General features: G+C 61.4%; 15 protein-coding genes. 9 read left to right on the plus strand and 6 right to left on the minus strand.

Features of this window, described 5'->3' with window-relative positions:
- Window positions 1-41 precede the first annotated feature (41 nt).
- Both V6F91_RS07705 and V6F91_RS07710 read right to left on the minus strand, forming a co-directional pair.
- Window positions 42-1961, minus strand: coding sequence for a tyrosine-protein phosphatase (locus tag V6F91_RS07705; RefSeq protein WP_332763302.1), 1920 nt, complete (start codon window positions 1959-1961; stop codon window positions 42-44).
- 691 nt (window positions 1962-2652) lie between these two features.
- A complete protein-coding gene (locus tag V6F91_RS07710; RefSeq protein WP_423815317.1) occupies window positions 2653-2913 on the minus strand; it encodes a hypothetical protein in 261 nt (86 codons plus the stop codon).
- 131 nt (window positions 2914-3044) lie between these two features.
- Between V6F91_RS07710 and tspO the strand changes: the two genes are divergently transcribed.
- The 9 genes from tspO (at window position 3045) to V6F91_RS07755 (ending at window position 12528) form a co-directional block, all read left to right on the plus strand.
- Window positions 3045-3488 carry a tryptophan-rich sensory protein TspO gene (gene tspO, locus V6F91_RS07715; protein ID WP_332763303.1) on the plus strand — a complete coding sequence of 148 codons (444 nt, stop codon included), beginning with the start codon at window positions 3045-3047 and terminating at the stop codon, window positions 3486-3488.
- On the plus strand, window positions 3485-4441 hold the full coding sequence (locus V6F91_RS07720) for an alpha/beta hydrolase fold domain-containing protein (protein WP_332763304.1): 957 nt from the start codon (window positions 3485-3487) through the stop codon (window positions 4439-4441). Before tspO ends, V6F91_RS07720 begins: the two co-directional genes overlap by 4 nt.
- A gap of 199 nt (window positions 4442-4640) precedes the next feature.
- Entirely contained in the window at window positions 4641-5636 is a 996-nt protein-coding gene (locus V6F91_RS07725) for a TRAP transporter substrate-binding protein (protein ID WP_332763305.1), read from the plus strand.
- Window positions 5637-5698: 62 nt separating this feature from the next.
- Entirely contained in the window at window positions 5699-6331 is a 633-nt protein-coding gene (locus tag V6F91_RS07730) for a TRAP transporter small permease (protein WP_332763306.1), read from the plus strand.
- Window positions 6328-7611, plus strand: coding sequence for a C4-dicarboxylate TRAP transporter large permease protein DctM (gene dctM, locus V6F91_RS07735; protein ID WP_332763307.1), 1284 nt, complete (start codon window positions 6328-6330; stop codon window positions 7609-7611). Before V6F91_RS07730 ends, dctM begins: the two co-directional genes overlap by 4 nt.
- 69 nt (window positions 7612-7680) lie before the next feature.
- Complete coding sequence (locus V6F91_RS07740; protein WP_332763308.1) at window positions 7681-8631, plus strand: TAXI family TRAP transporter solute-binding subunit; 951 nt, start codon at window positions 7681-7683, stop codon at window positions 8629-8631.
- 78 nt (window positions 8632-8709) lie between these two features.
- Window positions 8710-10737, plus strand: a complete 2028-nt coding sequence (locus V6F91_RS07745; protein ID WP_332763309.1) for a TRAP transporter permease — start codon at window positions 8710-8712, stop codon at window positions 10735-10737.
- Window positions 10734-11123: a DUF1850 domain-containing protein gene (locus tag V6F91_RS07750; protein WP_332763310.1), complete on the plus strand. Its 390-nt coding sequence runs from the start codon at window positions 10734-10736 to the stop codon at window positions 11121-11123. Before V6F91_RS07745 ends, V6F91_RS07750 begins: the two co-directional genes overlap by 4 nt.
- Window positions 11124-11211: 88 nt before the next feature.
- The gene (locus tag V6F91_RS07755; protein WP_332763311.1) at window positions 11212-12528 is read left to right on the plus strand and encodes an SDR family oxidoreductase; all 1317 of its coding nucleotides are present in this window, start codon (window positions 11212-11214) and stop codon (window positions 12526-12528) included.
- Between the two features lie 33 nt (window positions 12529-12561).
- On the opposite strand, the gene V6F91_RS07760 is transcribed toward V6F91_RS07755, so the two are convergent.
- The 4 genes from V6F91_RS07760 to V6F91_RS07775 form a co-directional block, all read right to left on the minus strand.
- Window positions 12562-13506, minus strand: coding sequence for a class I SAM-dependent methyltransferase (locus tag V6F91_RS07760; RefSeq protein WP_332763312.1), 945 nt, complete (start codon window positions 13504-13506; stop codon window positions 12562-12564).
- Window positions 13507-13520: 14 nt separating this feature from the next.
- Window positions 13521-14894, minus strand: a complete 1374-nt coding sequence (locus V6F91_RS07765) for an iron-containing redox enzyme family protein (RefSeq protein WP_332763313.1) — start codon at window positions 14892-14894, stop codon at window positions 13521-13523.
- A 202-nt stretch (window positions 14895-15096) separates the two neighbouring features.
- Window positions 15097-15249, minus strand: coding sequence for a hypothetical protein (locus tag V6F91_RS07770; RefSeq protein ID WP_157720699.1), 153 nt, complete (start codon window positions 15247-15249; stop codon window positions 15097-15099).
- Window positions 15250-15288: 39 nt separating this feature from the next.
- Window positions 15289-16464 carry a zinc-dependent alcohol dehydrogenase gene (locus V6F91_RS07775; protein ID WP_332763314.1) on the minus strand — a complete coding sequence of 392 codons (1176 nt, stop codon included), beginning with the start codon at window positions 16462-16464 and terminating at the stop codon, window positions 15289-15291.
- Window positions 16465-16840 lie beyond the last annotated feature (376 nt).

Below are 16840 nucleotides of genomic sequence, written 5' to 3' on the forward strand. Positions count from 1 at the left end.
GAAAAGCCGGCCGCCAGCAGCACTGGCGGCCGGTTTTTCGTTCAGAACGCGTAACTGGCCTTGAGCCCGCCGTTGAAACCGTGGCTGTCACCGCCGCCACTGGCACCGACCTCAGCGCCCAGGCTCAGGGCGCCGAGGTTGGCCATCAGGTTGACCGCGCCGCTGAATTGATCGCGATTGTCGAAAGCCGCGCGCTGTTCAATGTCGAGGCCGAGCAGATGGCTTTGGCTGTCGACCTGGTTATCGCCCAAAGTGCGTTCGTAGCCTGCCTGCACGCCCGGCACCAGCTGCCAGGCGCCCATTGCCAATGGAGCGAAGGCGACGTTGAGGTTGGCGACAGCGCTGCGGCGGGTGGCGCTATTGTCGTCGACGTCCAGCGCCAGTTCGCTGCCCTTCTCCTGGAAGCCGTTGAGGTCGAGGTGGCTGATGCGCAAACCGAGGCTCGGTTCGAAGGTCATGCCGTTGACCGGGGCGCGATAACCCAGCGCCAAGGTGGCACCGGTGAGGTTGCCATGGCTGTCGCCTTTCGCCGTGCCAAGGCCAGCGCCGAGTTCGCGTTTGCTGGTGTAATCGACGTAACCGGCACTGGCATTGGCGTCGACGAACAGGCCGCGCTCCAGGCTGCTGAAACCGTAGCGCGCGCCGACATTGAGGAAGGTGAAGTCCGTATCCGCCTCCCCGCCCGCCCCGCCGACGCTGCCATTGCTGTAGCCGAACCCGCCGCGCGCACTGAATTGTTCGCTGAAGCGTTGGGTGATACCGACCATCAAGCCCTGACTGTGCTCATTGCTGCTGTCGGCATGGGCCGAGCCATCGGTGCCGAGGTAGCCAGCCAGCGCGGTACTCCAGAGGCGGTACTGCCCGACCTTGAGATCACTGCCGCTGGCGAAGGGCGCCGCGGCTTGCTCAATCATTGCGTTCTGGCGCAGCAAGTAGCTCGCCGCGTCGGCGTGCACCTGACCGCCGACCTGGCTTTCAACCCCGCCGAGAGTGCCGGCGTCGATCGCAGATTGCAGGTAGTAGTTGTACGCGCTGTAGGTGCCGGACAAGTCGGTATTCTGCAACTGCCGCAACAACTCGGCACCCGCCGCCGCGTTACCGATCAGCCCGGCCTGCCCCGGCAGACTGTTGTATTCGACCAGCTTGCCGCGCAGCACGTAAATGGTTTCCTGCGACAGACCGAGCCCCTGTTTGAGGTAATTGTCCATGCTGCCGTACTCGGCGGCGACCTGGTCGAGACCGGCCTGCAAGTAACTGGCCTGCACGCCCAGCAACGGCTCGTAAACCGCGGCCATGCTCGGCGGCAAGGCTTTCAGCGTCGCCGCCACACGGGCGGCGGTGTAGTCGTTGGTCGCCAGATAGTTGGCCATGATGGTCGCCTCATCGACCCCGGCAATGCTCTGCAAAACAGCCGCGGTCCAGCCGGTGCGGTCCTTGCCGGCGGTGCAGTGAAACAGCTGCGCCGCATCGACACTGGCGAGGGCATTGAACAACTGGCCGAACTGACTGCGCATGCCCGCGTCGCTGACGAAGGCGCGGTTGGTCTGCTCCATCATCGCGATGGCGTCAGCAGCGCTGTTGAACGAGATATGGGTGATATCGGCACCAGAGGTAGTGCTGCCGATGATATCGATGTTCTGCCAGGTCGCGCCCGCGATCATCGTGTCAGGCGTGGCGGCAATTTCGCTCGGCGTACGCAGATCATAAATCGCCCCGATACCCAGCCCGTCAAGCGTCGCCAGATCCGCCGCCGACGGCGTCAGCGCATTGGAACGATAGAACACCCCGCCACGCATCGTGCCGTCATGGGCGGTGGAGTAAGCGCTGGTGGTACCGGCGACATCACGGAAGTTGTCGATGCCTTGCAAACGTGGCGTGTCGAGCGCAACAGGCTCGGCAGCGTGAGCGGCAGCGATGGACAGGCTCAGAACGGACAGCGAACACAGAAGACGTTGGAACACAGTGCAGCCTCATTGAACAAGCGTTGGGCTTTTCACTATGGGCATGCCAGTGGGACGGAATATGACAGTTTCGCGTGGAAGGGAAATGCCTGCGCGAATGGGCCGTGGGGAGCGTGAATGGTCTGTTTTTCGAGTCGGTGGTTTGAAATCAATCTGAAAATCAAAAGCCCCTCACCCTAGCCCTCTCCCGGAGGGAGAGGGGACTGACCGCGGGGGATGTGAGAGCTACACCGACCTGCGATACCGAGCCGTACGCAAATTTAGAAGCCAACCAAGATCGGCTCCCTCTCCTCGGGGAGAGGGCTGGGGTAAGGGGCAGCCACACCGCAGATCCAACGCCATGCGACGCTTCTCACCACTCAACAATGAGCGCAAGCTCGAGTGCTTTTGATCTTGTTTTTGATCCACCGGCGACATCGGAAGGCTGAGTGGAGGGATCGATCCGGGCGTGGGAGCGCAGCGACCGTCTGGCGAAGCCAGACACAGCGCAAGGAGGTGCAGCGCAGCAAACCGTAGCCGCTGCGCCCGGAGCGATCCCGGAGCGAAGGGACCCGAGCCTGCGAGGGCCGAACGCAGGAGCAAGCGTTTTTTTGCTTACTTTTTTTTGGCGTTTGTAAAAAAAGTGAGTCGCCGTCAGGCGAAACCGCCAGCCGCAGCACCCGAAGCAATGGATATGTACCCAGCGCGAAGATCAACCCTTTCGATCACCCACCCGAATATCCGTCAGCCCCACCCGCTCCGCCTGCTCCATCACCTGCTCCGGCGTCGAATCGGCCGAAGGCATGAGCAAACTGTTCTCCGCATCCCCCAAATGCAACTGCAACAAATGCATCGCCGCCTCATGCTCAGCCAATTGCGCCTGCTTCAACTCAAGCTCATAACGCCGTGGCTCACCATTGAAGCGATACTCCAAAACAAAAACAGCCACCGTCTCATCCTCGAAGAAAGTCAAAATAACTGCATACCCTGACCGACCGGTCAGCTTATTGGTTCAACCGCATCGCTTGCCGGGCAAACTTTTCGCAACGGCGGACGTCCCTTGCATACACTTCCCGAAAAGCTGATCACAGCTAAGGACTGGCAATGACCTTCTTCATCTTCCTTCTGGCCTGCGCAGCAGCCGCCACCACCGGCGTAATGTTCAAACCCGGCGCGTGGTACGAAGGCCTGAACAAACCCGGCTTCACCCCACCCAACTGGGCGTTTCCGGTGGCCTGGACGATTATTTATCTGTTGCTGGCCTGGGCCGGTTACCGCTTGAGCCTGATCCCCGGCAGCCAGACCGTCCTCGCCCTGTGGGCCGCGCAAATCGCCCTGAACACGCTGTGGACGCCGGTGTTCTTCGGTTCGCATCAAGTGTTGGCGGCGATGGTCATCCTCACGCTGCTGTGGCTGGTCGTCGCGGCGATGGTAGTGCTGGCGTTGCAACTGGACCTGGTCACCGGGCTGATCCTGTTCCCGTATCTGGCCTGGCTGTGCGTCGCGGCGGCATTGAACTTCTCCATCCTGCTGAAGAACCGCGTATGACGGCCGCTGCCCCTTGGCCGCAAGGTGAGCGTGAACTGGCGCAAGTGCGCGCGTTCAACCGCAAGCTCGCCTGGCTGCCGCGCTTCAAGATACGCAATCGCCTGACGCCACGCGTGATCCAGACGCTGCTGCGCGTCAGTCAGGTCGGCGGCGCGAAAAAGCTGCGCGAGCATGGCCTGACGGCCGAGCGAAAAATCCTCGATACGGTGCCGGTGCGGATCATCCGCCCCCTAGGCCGGCCGCGCGGCGTGGTGCTGGATTTCCATGGCGGCGGCTGGGTCATCGGTAACGCGCAGATGAACGACAACTTCAACATCGCCATCGTCAATGAGTGCGAGGTGGCGGTGGTCTCGGTTGATTACCGATTGGCCGTTTCTACCCCCGTCGAAGATTTGCTCAATGACTGCCTGCGCGCTGCTCGCGGGTTGCTCAATGACGCCGAGTTCGCCGGATTGCCCGTGGTGGTGGTCGGCGAATCGGCCGGCGCCCATCTGGCCGTCGCAACGCTGCTCGCATTGAAAGCCTCGCCCGAATTGCTTCGACGCATTCACGGTGCACTGCTGTATTACGGCGTCTACGACCTGACAGGCACACCCAGCGTACGCAACGCGCCAGCCGACACACTGGTGCTGGACGGCCCCGGCATGGTCGACGCGCTGCGCCTGCTGACCCCCGACCTGAGCGATGCACAACGCCGCCAGCCGCCGCTGTCGCCGCTGTATGGCGACTTCAGCGACCTGCCCCCTGCGTTGCTGTTTGCCGGTGAACTCGATCCGCTGCTTGACGATACCCTATTGATCGCCGAGCGCTGGCAACCCTCGGCGCCGGTTGAGCTGCATGTATTGCCGGCGTCGCCCCACGGGTTCATTCATTTTCCGACGGCGATTGCTCAGGGCGTGTTGGCTTACAGTCGGCAGTGGATTTCGACGCGTGTCGACGGCGCCAGGGCGTGATGACACGATTTCAATGAAGGATGGGTACTCGAGCATCACGTGTAACCTCTTGAAACAGCCTGCAATACCCGTTTTCTGCAATTTGCCGGTGTTCACCCGCCAACCGCTGATTTTCTGCCTAGACTTGCTGTTGTTCCGGCACCCGATTGCGCTCAACGCATCGAGCCATCCGATAACAACAACAAGAGGAAGTCCGTAGATGCTCAGATCCCTGTATACCGCGCTGGCCTGCGCACTGGCGTTAGGCACGATGAACTCGGCCGTGGCAGCCGACCCGGTGATCATCAAGTTCTCGCACGTTGTTGCCGACCAGACGCCCAAAGGCCAGGGTGCCCTGCTGTTCAAGAAACTGGTCGAGGAGCGCCTGCCGGGCAAGGTCAAGGTCGAGGTCTACCCCAACTCCTCGCTGTTTGGCGACGGCAAGGAAATGGAAGCGCTGCTGCTGGGCGATGTGCAGATGATTGCGCCGTCGCTGGCCAAGTTCGAGCAATACACCAAGAGCCTGCAGCTGTTCGATCTGCCGTTCCTGTTCAATGACATCAACGCCGTCGACCGCTTCCAGCTGAGCCCGCAGGGTCAGGGGCTGCTCAAGTCCATGGAAAGCAAAAACATCACCGGCCTGGCCTATTGGCACAACGGGATGAAGCAACTGTCGGCGAACAAGGCGCTGCGGGTGCCCGCCGACGCCCGTGGCCTGAAATTTCGCGTGCAGGCTTCTGCGGTGCTTGAGGAACAGTTCAAGGCCGTGCGCGCCAACCCGCGCAAGATGAGCTTCGCCGAGGTGTACCAGGGCTTGCAGACCGGCGTGGTCAACGGTGCGGAAAACCCCTACTCGAACATCTACAGCCAGAAAATGCATGAAGTGCAGAAGTTCATCACCGAATCCAACCATGGTGTGCTGGATTACATGCTGATCACCAACACCAAATTCTGGAATGGCTTGCCACCGGACGTGCGCAGCGAACTCGACAAGATCGTCGTCGAAGTTACCGCCCATGTGAACAAGGAAGCCCAACAACTCAACGAGAGCGACAAACTGCGCATCCTCGCGGCCAAAACCACGGAAATCATTACCCTGACGCCCGAAGAACGCGAGCAATGGCGCGAAGCGATGAAACCGGTGTGGAAGAAGTTCGAAGCCGATATTGGCCCTGAGCTGATCTCCGCCGCCGAAGCCGTCAACAAGGCTCAGTAATCGCATGGCAGGTGCTGCCGGGGCGGCGCCTGCCAGTCTTGACTCGACGTGAGATGCCCGCCATGAAAGCGCTTCGGCGAATCTGGGAACACTTCGAGGAAGGCTTTATCGTCTTCCTTTTGGCTGCGATGACGCTGGTTACGTTCGTTTACGTGATCCTCAACAATTTCTACAGCCTGTTTTACTGGCTCGCCGATCACTGGCCGGCGGCAAGCTCGCCGCTGTTCGCCATCGGCGACGGCATCATGGGCATGGCTCAGGCGATGACCTGGAGCACCGCCCTGACCAAGGCCCTGTTTGGCTGGCTGATCTTTTTCGGGCTGGCCTATGGCGTGCGCACGGCCGGGCACATCGGCGTTGACGCGCTGGTCAAACTGGCCCGCCGCTCGGTGCAGAAATACATCGGCATACTCGCCTGCCTGTGCTGCCTGGGCTATGCCGGGGTGCTGTGCATTGCCAGCCTGGAATGGATCGCGACCTTGATGAACGCCGGCATCGGTGCCGAAGACCTTGGCCATTTCGGCATCATGCAATGGCATATCGGGTTGATCGTGCCTTTGGGGTTCGCGCTGATTTTCATCCGCTTCGCCGAAATCCTCCTGCGTATTCTGCGCAACCGTCAGACCGGACTGGGCCTGGCCGATGAAGCCGCCGACGCGCTGAAACTCGCCGAGCACGAGGGTGACAAGCCATGACCATCGCCTTCCTGTTCGTCGCGCTTTTCGCTTTGATGTTCATTGGCGTGCCAATCGCCATTTCCCTCGGTCTGGCCGGGTCGCTGACGATCATATTTTTCAGTCCCGATTCCGTGCGTTCGCTGGCCATCAAGCTGTTCGAGACCTCGGAGCATTACACCCTGCTGGCGATTCCGTTTTTCCTCCTCGCCGGCGCCTTCATGACCACCGGTGGGGTTGCCCGTCGTCTGATTGACTTTGCCAATGCCTGCGTCGGGCACATTCGTGGCGGTCTGGCCATCGCCGCCGTGCTGGCGTGCATGCTGTTTGCCGCCCTCTCCGGCTCCAGCCCGGCGACCGTGGCAGCGGTGGGTTCGATCGCCATCGCCGGCATGGTCCGTTCCGGATATCCGCAGGCCTTCGGCGCGGGGATCATCTGCAACGCCGGGACTCTGGGGATTCTGATTCCGCCGTCGATCGTGATGGTGGTGTACGCCGCAGCCACCGAAACCTCGGTCGGCAAGCTGTTCATGGCGGGGGTGATACCGGGTCTGCTGTTGGGCACGGCGCTGATGGTGGCGATTTATATCGTCGCGGTGAAAAAGAACCTGCCCGCCCTGCCCCGCGCCACCCTGCGCGAATTTCTCGCCACGGCACGCCAGGCCATCTGGGGCCTGTTGCTGATGGTGATCATCCTCGGCGGGATCTATTCGGGGATGTTCACCCCCACCGAGGCGGCGGCCGTGGCGGCGGTCTACTCGGCGTTCATTGCGCTGTTCGTCTACAAGGACCTGACGTTTCGCGAGACGCCAAAAGTCCTGCTCGAGTCAGCCAAGCTGAGCATCATGCTGATGTTCATCATCGCCAACGCCATGCTCTTCGCTCATGTGCTGACCACCGAACAACTGCCGCAGCAGATCACCGCCTGGGTGATCGACGCCGGCCTGACCCCGGTCACTTTCCTCTTGGTGGTCAACATCGTGTTGCTGATTGCCGGCGCGTTCATGGAGCCATCGGCGATCATCCTGATTCTGGCGCCGATTCTGTTCCCCATCGCCATGAAACTGGGCATCGACCCGATTCACCTGGGCATCATCATGGTGGTCAACCTGGAGATCGGCCTGATCACGCCGCCGGTGGGGCTGAACTTGTTTGTCACTTCGGCGGTGACCGGCATGTCCTTGCCGGCGACTATCCGGGCGGCGATGCCCTGGCTGATGATTCTGCTGCTGTTCCTTATATTGATTACCTACGTACCGTGGATTTCACTGGTATTGCCGACCTGGCTGGGGATGAGCTGATGCCCGCACCCGTGCCGTGCTGCGCTAAAACACTCTGCTGAAAACCATAACAAGACGGAGAGATTGCCCATGCGAGTCAAGACACGCTTTGCCCTGTTGGCCGCCGCCACCCTGGCATTGAGCAGCGCAGCACAGGCCGCGCCGGTGTTCATCAATATCCTGACCGGAGGCACCAGCGGGGTGTATTACCCGATCGGTGTCGGCTTGTCGCAGATTTACAGCGATGGCATCGCCGGTTCGAAGACCTCGGTGCAGGCTACCAAAGCCTCGGTGGAAAACCTTAATCTGTTGCAGGCCGGTCGTGGCGAGTTGGCGCTGGCCTTGGGCGATTCGGTGGCGGATGCGAAGAACGGCGTAGAAGACGCCGGTTTCAAAGCGCCCCTGACCAAACTGCGCGCCCTCGGTGGCGCCTACCCCAATTACATTCAGATCGTCGCCAGCCAGGAATCGGGAATCAAGTCTCTGGCCGATCTCAAGGGCAAGACCATCTCGGTCGGCGCACCCAAGTCTGGGACCGAACTCAACGCCCGGGCCATTTTCAAAGCCGCCGGCCTGACCTACGAGGACATGGGCAAGGTGCAATACCTGCCCTTCGCCGAATCGGTGGAGCTGATCAAGAACCGCCAACTGGACGCCACACTGCAATCCTCCGGCTTGGGCATGGCGGCGATTCGCGACCTGTCTTCGGTGATGCCGCTGAACTACATCGCCATCCCGCCTGAGGTGGTCAGCAAGATCGGCAACCCGGCGTATCAGAGCGCGATGATTCCAGCCAACACCTATGACGGTCAGGCCGAAGCCGTGCCGACCGTGGCAATCACCAACATCCTGGTGACCCGCGCCGACCTGCCCGATGACGTCGTCTACCAGATGACCCGACTGCTGTTCGAGAACCTGCCGCGCCTGGGCAACTCTCATTCGGCCGCCAAGGACATCAAACTGGAGACGGCGGCGAAAAACCTGCCAATCGATCTGCATCCCGGTGCCGAGCGCTACTACAAGGAAAAAGGCGCGTTGTAACCGCCCCACGGCCAGTGGCGAACCGAGCGTCGCCACTGCGCCAGTGTTCTTCCAGCGTAGTCATGAGGCAGGCCGCCAATGAGCGATGAGCATCACGGCATTTCCGCGAATCCGCGGGACTGGCCAAAAGCGCTGTTTTACGTAGCGCTGCTGTTTTCAGTGTTCCAGATCATCACCGCAGCCTTTGCCCCGATCTCCAGTCAGGTGCTGCGCGCGGTGCACGTCGGTTTTCTGTTGTGGGTGGTCTTTCTCAGCTACCCGGCTTACGGCCAGAGCAGACCCTGGCAACCGCTGGCCTGGTTGCTCAGCCTCGCCGGCATCGGTGCCGCCCTGTATCAGTGGGTGTTCGAAGCGGATCTGATCCTGCGTTCCGGCGACCTGACGCCAACCGACATGCTCGTGGGTGTGGTGCTGATTGCGCTGGTCTTCGAAGCCGCGCGGCGGGTGATGGGCATTGCGCTGCCGATCATCTGCGGCTTGTTCCTCGCTTACGGCCTGTTCGGAGAATACCTGCCCGGCGAACTGGCCCACCGCGGCTACGGCGTCGACCAGATCATCAATCAACTGTCGTTCGGCACCGAAGGTTTGTACGGTACCCCGACCTATGTGTCAGCCACCTACATCTTCCTGTTCATCCTGTTTGGCGCGTTCCTCGAACAGGCCGGGATGATCAAGCTGTTCACCGACTTCGCCATGGGTCTCTTTGGTCACAAGCTCGGTGGGCCGGCCAAGGTCGCCGTGGCCTCGTCAGCGTTGATGGGGACCATCACCGGTTCGGGGATCGCCAACGTGGTGACCACCGGGCAATTCACCATTCCACTGATGAAACGCTTCGGCTACCGGGCGGCGTTCGCCGGCGGCGTCGAAGCCACTTCCAGCATGGGCAGCCAGATCATGCCGCCGGTGATGGGCGCAGTGGCGTTCATCATGGCGGAAACCATCAATGTGCCGTTCGTGGAAATCGCCAAGGCCGCGTTGATCCCGGCCATCCTGTATTTCGGTTCGGTGTTCTGGATGGTCCATCTGGAAGCCAAACGCTCCAACCTGCAGGGCTTGCCAAAAGACCAGTGCCCCAGCGCATTCGGCGCGATCACGGAGCGCTGGTACCTGCTGATTCCGCTGCTGGTGCTGGTTTACCTGTTGTTCTCCGGGCGCACGCCGCTGTTTTCCGGCATGGTCGGCCTGGCCTTGACGGCCATTGTGATTCTCGGTTCGGCGATCATTTTCAGGGTGCACAGCTTCGGTCTGCGCTGTGCGTTCTGGATCGCCTTGGGCGTGCTGTGCACAGGCTTCTTTCTGCTGGGGATCGCGGTGATTTTCGCCGTCGTCGCGGTGCTGGTGCTGGTCTGCGCTTTGATCAAGGGCGGTCGGGATACATTGCAGATCTGCCTGCACGCACTGGTCGAAGGCGCGCGCCATGCGGTGCCGGTGGGCATTGCCTGCGCGTTGGTGGGCGTGATCATCGGCATTGTGTCGCTCACCGGTGTGGCATCAACATTTGCCGGCTACATTCTGGCCATCGGCCGTGACAACCTGTTGCTGTCGCTGATCCTGACAATGATCACCTGCCTGGTGCTGGGCATGGGTATTCCGACCATTCCCAACTACATCATCACCAGCTCGATTGCCGCGCCGGCGCTGCTGGAGCTCGGCGTGCCGCTGATTGTGTCGCACATGTTCGTGTTCTATTTCGGCATCCTCGCCGACCTCACTCCACCTGTCGCCCTCGCCTGCTTTGCCGCTGCGCCGATCGCCAAGGAAAGCGGCTTCAAGATCAGCCTGTGGGCGGTGCGCATTGCGCTGGCCGGTTTCATTATTCCGTTCATGGCGGTCTACAACCCGGCATTGATGCTGCAAGGCGACAACCTATGGATGACCGCTTACATGCTGCTGAAAACCGTTCTGGCGGTCGGCCTGTGGGGCGTCGCCTCTACCGGTTTTCTGCAACGCAAGATGGCAGTGTGGGAGCGCTTGCTCAGCCTCGTCGCGGGGGCGTTGCTGATTGTCGCGCTGCCGCTGACCGACGAACTCGGCTTCGCCCTCGGCATTCTGGTTTTGTTCCAGCACGTCTGGCGATCGCGGCGCGCCGGGCTGGCACCGGCATGATCGGCGTGTGCCTGGGGCTGGCCGGCAGTCTCTGGGCGCAACTGCCGGTCTACCACTTCACCCTGGCGTGGAACCACAGCATCGAAAAGATTCGCTGGGAAGAAGATTACCGCGTCAGCGCTGAAGGTCTGGTACTGCAAGAAGCGCGGGTGCGCGGCAATGGCGCCGGTATGGACATCCCCGATGACGCGCGCCTGGCAAACGGCAGTTGGCACTTCCAGCGCCGCTTGCCGCCCCAACAACCTCTGAAACTGGGGCGCACACCCGAGGCGGGCGATTATCAGCTGTGCATCGAGGGCGACTGTCAATCGATGAGTCGCTGGGTCGGCGCCCCGACAAGCGCGCAACCGTTCATTGAGCTGTGGAGCTGCGAGATCGCCGGATAATCGTCATTCAGCGCCCGCTCCTCTTTTGCATGGAACCCTGCGTTCTCCGCCGTTCTCTATCGCAGAACCAACGGAGGAGGAATTCCCTATGATCGCCCCTGAAACCGGTATGAAGCCGGGTGAGCGCTATCGCATTGACAGTGTCGAGCGCGCGCCGCAGTTTTCTGGCTTTTTCCTTGATGGCAAGTATTACCTCGGCCCCGAACTGCAGACTGCGGTCGGTTGGCTCGAAGGCCAGACGTTTGTTTACGACATGGTCGATCCCAAGGGCGAGCCGATCTACCCCGACCGGGTCGCCGGCCGGATCGAAGCGCTGACGCTGGTGATGGCTGACGGCTTACGCCTGGCGGTCGAGCGGGTGCCCTACGAAGCGGAAACCGTTCAGCCGGCTGCGGCGCCTGAAACCCTCGCGCCGAAACGCGCAATGGCCAGCCCGCGCCTGACGGGCAAACTGGTAGTCATCACCGGTGCCTCCAGCGGCATCGGCCGGGCGACGGCGCATGCATTTGCCGACGAACAGGCGCGGTTGGTGCTGGCCGCGCGTGACGGCGAGGCGCTGGCCGAGGTGGTCGATGAGTGCGCGGCTCGGGGTGCACAAGCATTGGCAGTGCGCACCGATGTCACCTCCAACGAGCAAATGCAACAACTGGCCGAACAGGCGGCGGAATTTGGCAATGGCCGTATCGATGTCTGGATCAACAACGCCGGCGTTGGCGCAGTGGGCGATTTCGCGCAGACGCCACTGAAAGTGCATGAACAGGTTCTGCAGACCGACTTGCTCGGCTATCTGCGCGGCGCCTACGTCGTGTGGCCGTATTTCAAAGCGCAGCAACAGGGCATTCTGATCAACACGCTGTCGCTCGGCAGCTGGGTGGCGCAGCCCTATGCAGCGGCGTATTCGGCAAGCAAATACGGTTTGATCGGTCTCACCGAGGCCCTGCGCGGCGAACTGGTCGGGCAGCCGAATATTCATGTGTGCAATATCTATCCGGCCGTCATCGATACACCGGGTTTTCGCGATGGTGCCAACTACACCGGCCATGCGCTGAAGCCACCACCACCGGTTTATGATCCGCAGCGAGTGGCAAGCGCGATGGTCAACTGTGCCCTCAAGCCAAAACCGCAAGTCACCGTCGGCAGTGCGGCAACCATCGCTCGCGTGGCGCATTTTCTGCTGCCGGGCTTTTCGCAGTTGTCGGGCTGGCTGACCCGCCGAGGCATCCAGCGCAGCCCGGCCATCGAAACGTCTTCGGGGAATTTGTTTACGCCACCCAGCGGCGAACGGCGCGTCGAAGGTGGCTGGCGTCAGCCGACACGACCATCACCGCTGCTGGTCGCTGGCGCGGCCATGCTGGTCGGTGGCTGCCTGCTGGCGATCAATCGATCACGCGGACGCCACCGCTAGCCAGCGTCCGGCGAGCGGTGGCGCGGTGAAGCGTCACTGCTCGCGGGTCACCGTCAGCGCAACCACGGCGATCCGCTCGGCCAGAGCATATTCAGGCTTGACCAGTTCTTCACCGAACACGTCCGGGTCGAGCTCTTCATAAGTCCAGGCATACCTGCTGCCGGCCACCAGCGGTTTGATCGCTTCGAGAAACGGGTCCTGCCCGGCTTGAATCGCCACCCCGGTGTAGACCAGTAACGTCCCGCCATGCGCCAGGCGCGGCAATGCCTCGCGCACGATGCGCACCGACAGTCCCTCGCCCAACGCCCCACCACCGTGGCGATAGGCGCGCTGATGCTGATCGTTCATGTACGGCGGGTTGGCAATGATCAGGTCGAACTCGCCTTCAACGCTGGCCAGCAGATCGCTGTGGTACGCCGAGACGTTGTCAGCGCCGGCCAACTCCGCGTTGACTGCGGTCATGCGCAGCGCCTGCGGGTTGATATCGACCGCCAGCACCTCGGCCTCACGGCGTGCCCGGGCAATGATCACCGCCCCTGCCCCGCTGCCGCAGCCAATGTCCACCGCGCGTCTGATCGGAGCGAAGCGTTGCTGTAGCTGCGCTTGGATGGCGCGGGCGAAGCGATAGGTATCGGGGCCGAAAAACACCGCGTCGTTGGCGGTGGTGGGAAAAGCTGAATGCGCAAACAAGCGGTCATTGAGCGTGGACCAGCGCACATTGCTGCGCCACAGCGAACCCTGCTGCTCGATGATGCCCGCCTGCTCAAGCTTTTCCAGCTCATGCGCTGATAACAGCTCGCTGGCAAACGGCATCGACCACCCGAATACATCGCGCAGGTCTTTGGCCAACGGGCTGGCGAAGCGTTGACAGACCCGTTCGTGAGTCAGCGGTGTCGGGGTGATGAACCGGTAGCCGCTGTCGTGCAAGCGTTTACCCAATTCGAATAGCGTTCGATCCGAAGTTTCCTGTAGCGACATGCAGCCTCCTGTGGTCAACGCAAACGGTCACGCAATTGAATAAAACGTCGGGTCGCAAACAGCCCGGCCGGACGCCAGTGCCGCTGCGGTTGCAACCAGGGTTGCAGCTTGCGCATCTGTTCGACAGGCGGCAGATTTTCCAGGCTTTTCTCCAGCGTGCGCTGCTCGGCATCGGCGATCTCGACTGGTTCATCGGCTGCCGCGCCTCTGCGTGCGACGTAGGGCCGGTGCGCGTTGTCCGGGCAGTCACCGGTGATCCAGTCGCTGAGCAATTGTTTTTCGTAACCGTTGAACACCCCGAACATCACCGCTTCGCTGCCCTCGATCAGGCGCCAGAAACGGCTTTGCTCGACCGGCTGGCCACGTTTGATCCAGCTCTTGCGCTCCAGCGCCGCGAGGAAATCGGCCATCTGCCCCGGCGCCGCCAGCCACTGATTGATGGTGCGGTCTTCGATCCGGCAATAGTCGGAATGCATGTGCTGGCCGAAGATCGCTTTGCGTTCGAGCATCGTCACCACGGCACGCTGCAAATCGAACTCCTGAATGACCGCCGTCGAGCCTTTGCCCAGATCGTTGAGGCGGTAGCCGACGGTCATGCGCCGGTAAAAATCCTCGCGCTCAGGGCCTGCCGGGATTAGCCGCAACAGCGCTTGCACGGCCTTGCGCGCGTGGCCGGTGCTGGCGTTGTCGATGGTCACATGCAGACGGAAATATTGCGGATCGATGCCCAGCTCGGCCAGTTCGTACGAGCTGATCAACAAGTGCAGAGGTGGCTGCTCGTATCCCAGGTTGTAGCCGATGACTTCTGGCAGAAACTCATCGCCGAAACGTCCCAGCGCCAGTTGCAAGGCGCCCTGCAGAAAGTATTCATCGGCCAGACCCTGCAGGTCGGCGCAATCGTGTTCGGCCAGCAACTTGCGATAGATCACCACATGGTTCTGCCGAGGGAGACCGTCGCCCAGCTCCTCAAGATAGGTATCGAGCAGGTAGTCGAAACGCTGGTCCTGCCAGTGCGCAGGAATGCTCGCCAGCCAGGCGCCGTCGACTTCTTTGGTCGGCGCTACATGCTGGAGGAAATACAGCGCGTGGGATTTGTTGCGGAAATAGCGCCGGTCCGCGCCCTGCTGGCGCTCCGACAGGTACTCGGCGTATTGCGCCGCGACATCGGCACAGTGCGCCTCGGACCATTGCGCCAATGCCTCAGGCTCCGACGGCAGATCCAGCGGCAGCTCGGCGGCCAACTTCAGTTGTTGGCGAAGCAGATCGTAGGCAATCCGATCAACCGCAGAATCTTCCGCCAACAGCCGATCATAAAGATCGTGATAAGAGACCGGATGCGACACGGCCCTGTGTGAAGACTTCTTGATCGGGATGTCGATCAGCGTCATGGCAGCTCCCCTCATCAAATGCATGCTCATAAACGAGAGAGTCGCCGCCGGTTAAAATAATTCCTTTTTTCAGCGCAGCGACGGAGCCAACGGTGCATCCTTCGCTACTGCCGTCATCCGCCTGCGGGAAAATGCCTGGACAGCACGAACTGCCCAGGCAAATTCCTGATTTTTCCGGCGAATCGCGTGAGCAGAACCGCGATTACTTTTTCTCTTCGGCTGATTCGCCTTGCTGAATCTGCAGCGAAGCCTTGCTCTTGTCGCCTTCCTTGTTAGGCGCATCGTTCGAGCCTTCAAAGCAGCCTTGCAGCAGCAACATCGAGCAGAAACCGAGGCATACGCAGAGGGTTTTCATGGGTGTCTCCTGACGGGATTGGGGAACATTCGGCGTTGATTACGCCGTCGCCGGTTTAGCAGTGGTTGCGCCACCGGCACCGGGTTCCAGCTTGACCTTGATCCAGCCGTGCTGATGTTTGTCGAACGCCTTGAACGCCGATATCGCATCGGTCAGCGGTTCGTCCTGGGTGATGACTTTTGCCGGATCGACGCGGCCGGCCAAGGTCATTTCGATCAGCTTGGGGATGTACTTGCGGTGGTGACAGTTGCCCATGTTCAGGCGCAGGTTCTTGTTCATCGCCGCACCGATCGGGAAGCTGTCGAACCCGGCCGGGTACACGCCGATGATCGACACGGTGCCGGCCTTTGCCACCGCCTGCACCGCCCATTGCAGGGCTTGCGAGGGTTCGTCGCCCGGCTGCCATTGCGCCGGTTCGTGGGCGCCGTGATGGGCGTGATTGGCGTCAATGCCGACCGCATCGATGGCGCGATCCACGCCAATGTCGCCGGTCAGGCGGGCGATGGTTTCGAGCGGGTCTTCCTGTTCGAAATTGATGCACTCGGCGCCCAACGCTTGCGCTCGCGCGAGGCGATCTTCGAGGCCATCGATGGCGAACACACGGCCAGCGCCCATCAGCTTGGCGCTGACGATCGCAAACAGCCCGACCGGGCCGCAGCCGAACACGGCGACGGTATCGCCGTCCTTGATCTCAGCCATTTCCGCGCCAAACCAGGCGGTCGGCCAGATGTCCGACATGGCGATGGCCTGGTCGTCGCTGATTTCATCGGGCAGTTTGATCAGGCCGATGTTGGCGAACGGGATACGCGCCTTTTCAGCTTGCAGGCCGTGGAACGGACCGGTGGTTTTTGGCCCGCCGAAGAACGAGGTGCCGGCGGTTTTGCCGTTGGGGTTGGCGACGTCGCACTGGGCGAAATAACCGGCACGGCAGTAGGCGCAGTTGCCGCAGGCGATGGTCGACGGGATCAGTACGCGATCACCGATCTTGAGGTTACGCACGTCACTGCCCAGCGCTTCGACGATGCCGACGCCTTCGTGGCCGAGGATGGTCCCGGGTTGCATGTCGGGGGCGCTGCCGCGGATGAAGTGCAGGTCAGTGCCGCAGATAGCTGAGGCGGTCAGTTTGACGATGGCATCGCTGGGGGCCTGGATTGTCGGCTCCGGCACGTCGTCCAGGCGTATGTCGCCGATTCCGTGAAAGACGATGGCTTTCATTGTCTTCTCCCGTTGGGTGGTGGGTTTATGGGTTGAGGTGCGGTTGGGCGGCAAGGTTTCATTGGGGTTTTGGGTGGGCTGATTAGTGGTCGGGTTTTCGCCTGGGATTTGTGTTGGCGCTGCCCCTCATCGGAACGCCGCCCGCCCAGCCCTCTCCCCCTGGAGAGGGAGCTGATGTGGGTTGGTCTCAGAGTTTTCGTACGACTCGGTATCGCAGGCTGGCATACCTGGCCCAATCACCGCGATCAGTCCCCTCTCTCTCCGGGAGAGGGCTAGGGTGAGGGGCTTTTGATCTTTGGGCACCGACCATCGGTAAACTCATTGGAATTTTTTCCGTACCCCCTGACTCCTTTGGCTATGAGCCTAAGGAGGAACT

It is taken from the genome of Pseudomonas koreensis, from assembly GCF_036668835.1.
Lineage (GTDB): Bacteria > Pseudomonadota > Gammaproteobacteria > Pseudomonadales > Pseudomonadaceae > Aquipseudomonas > Aquipseudomonas koreensis_I.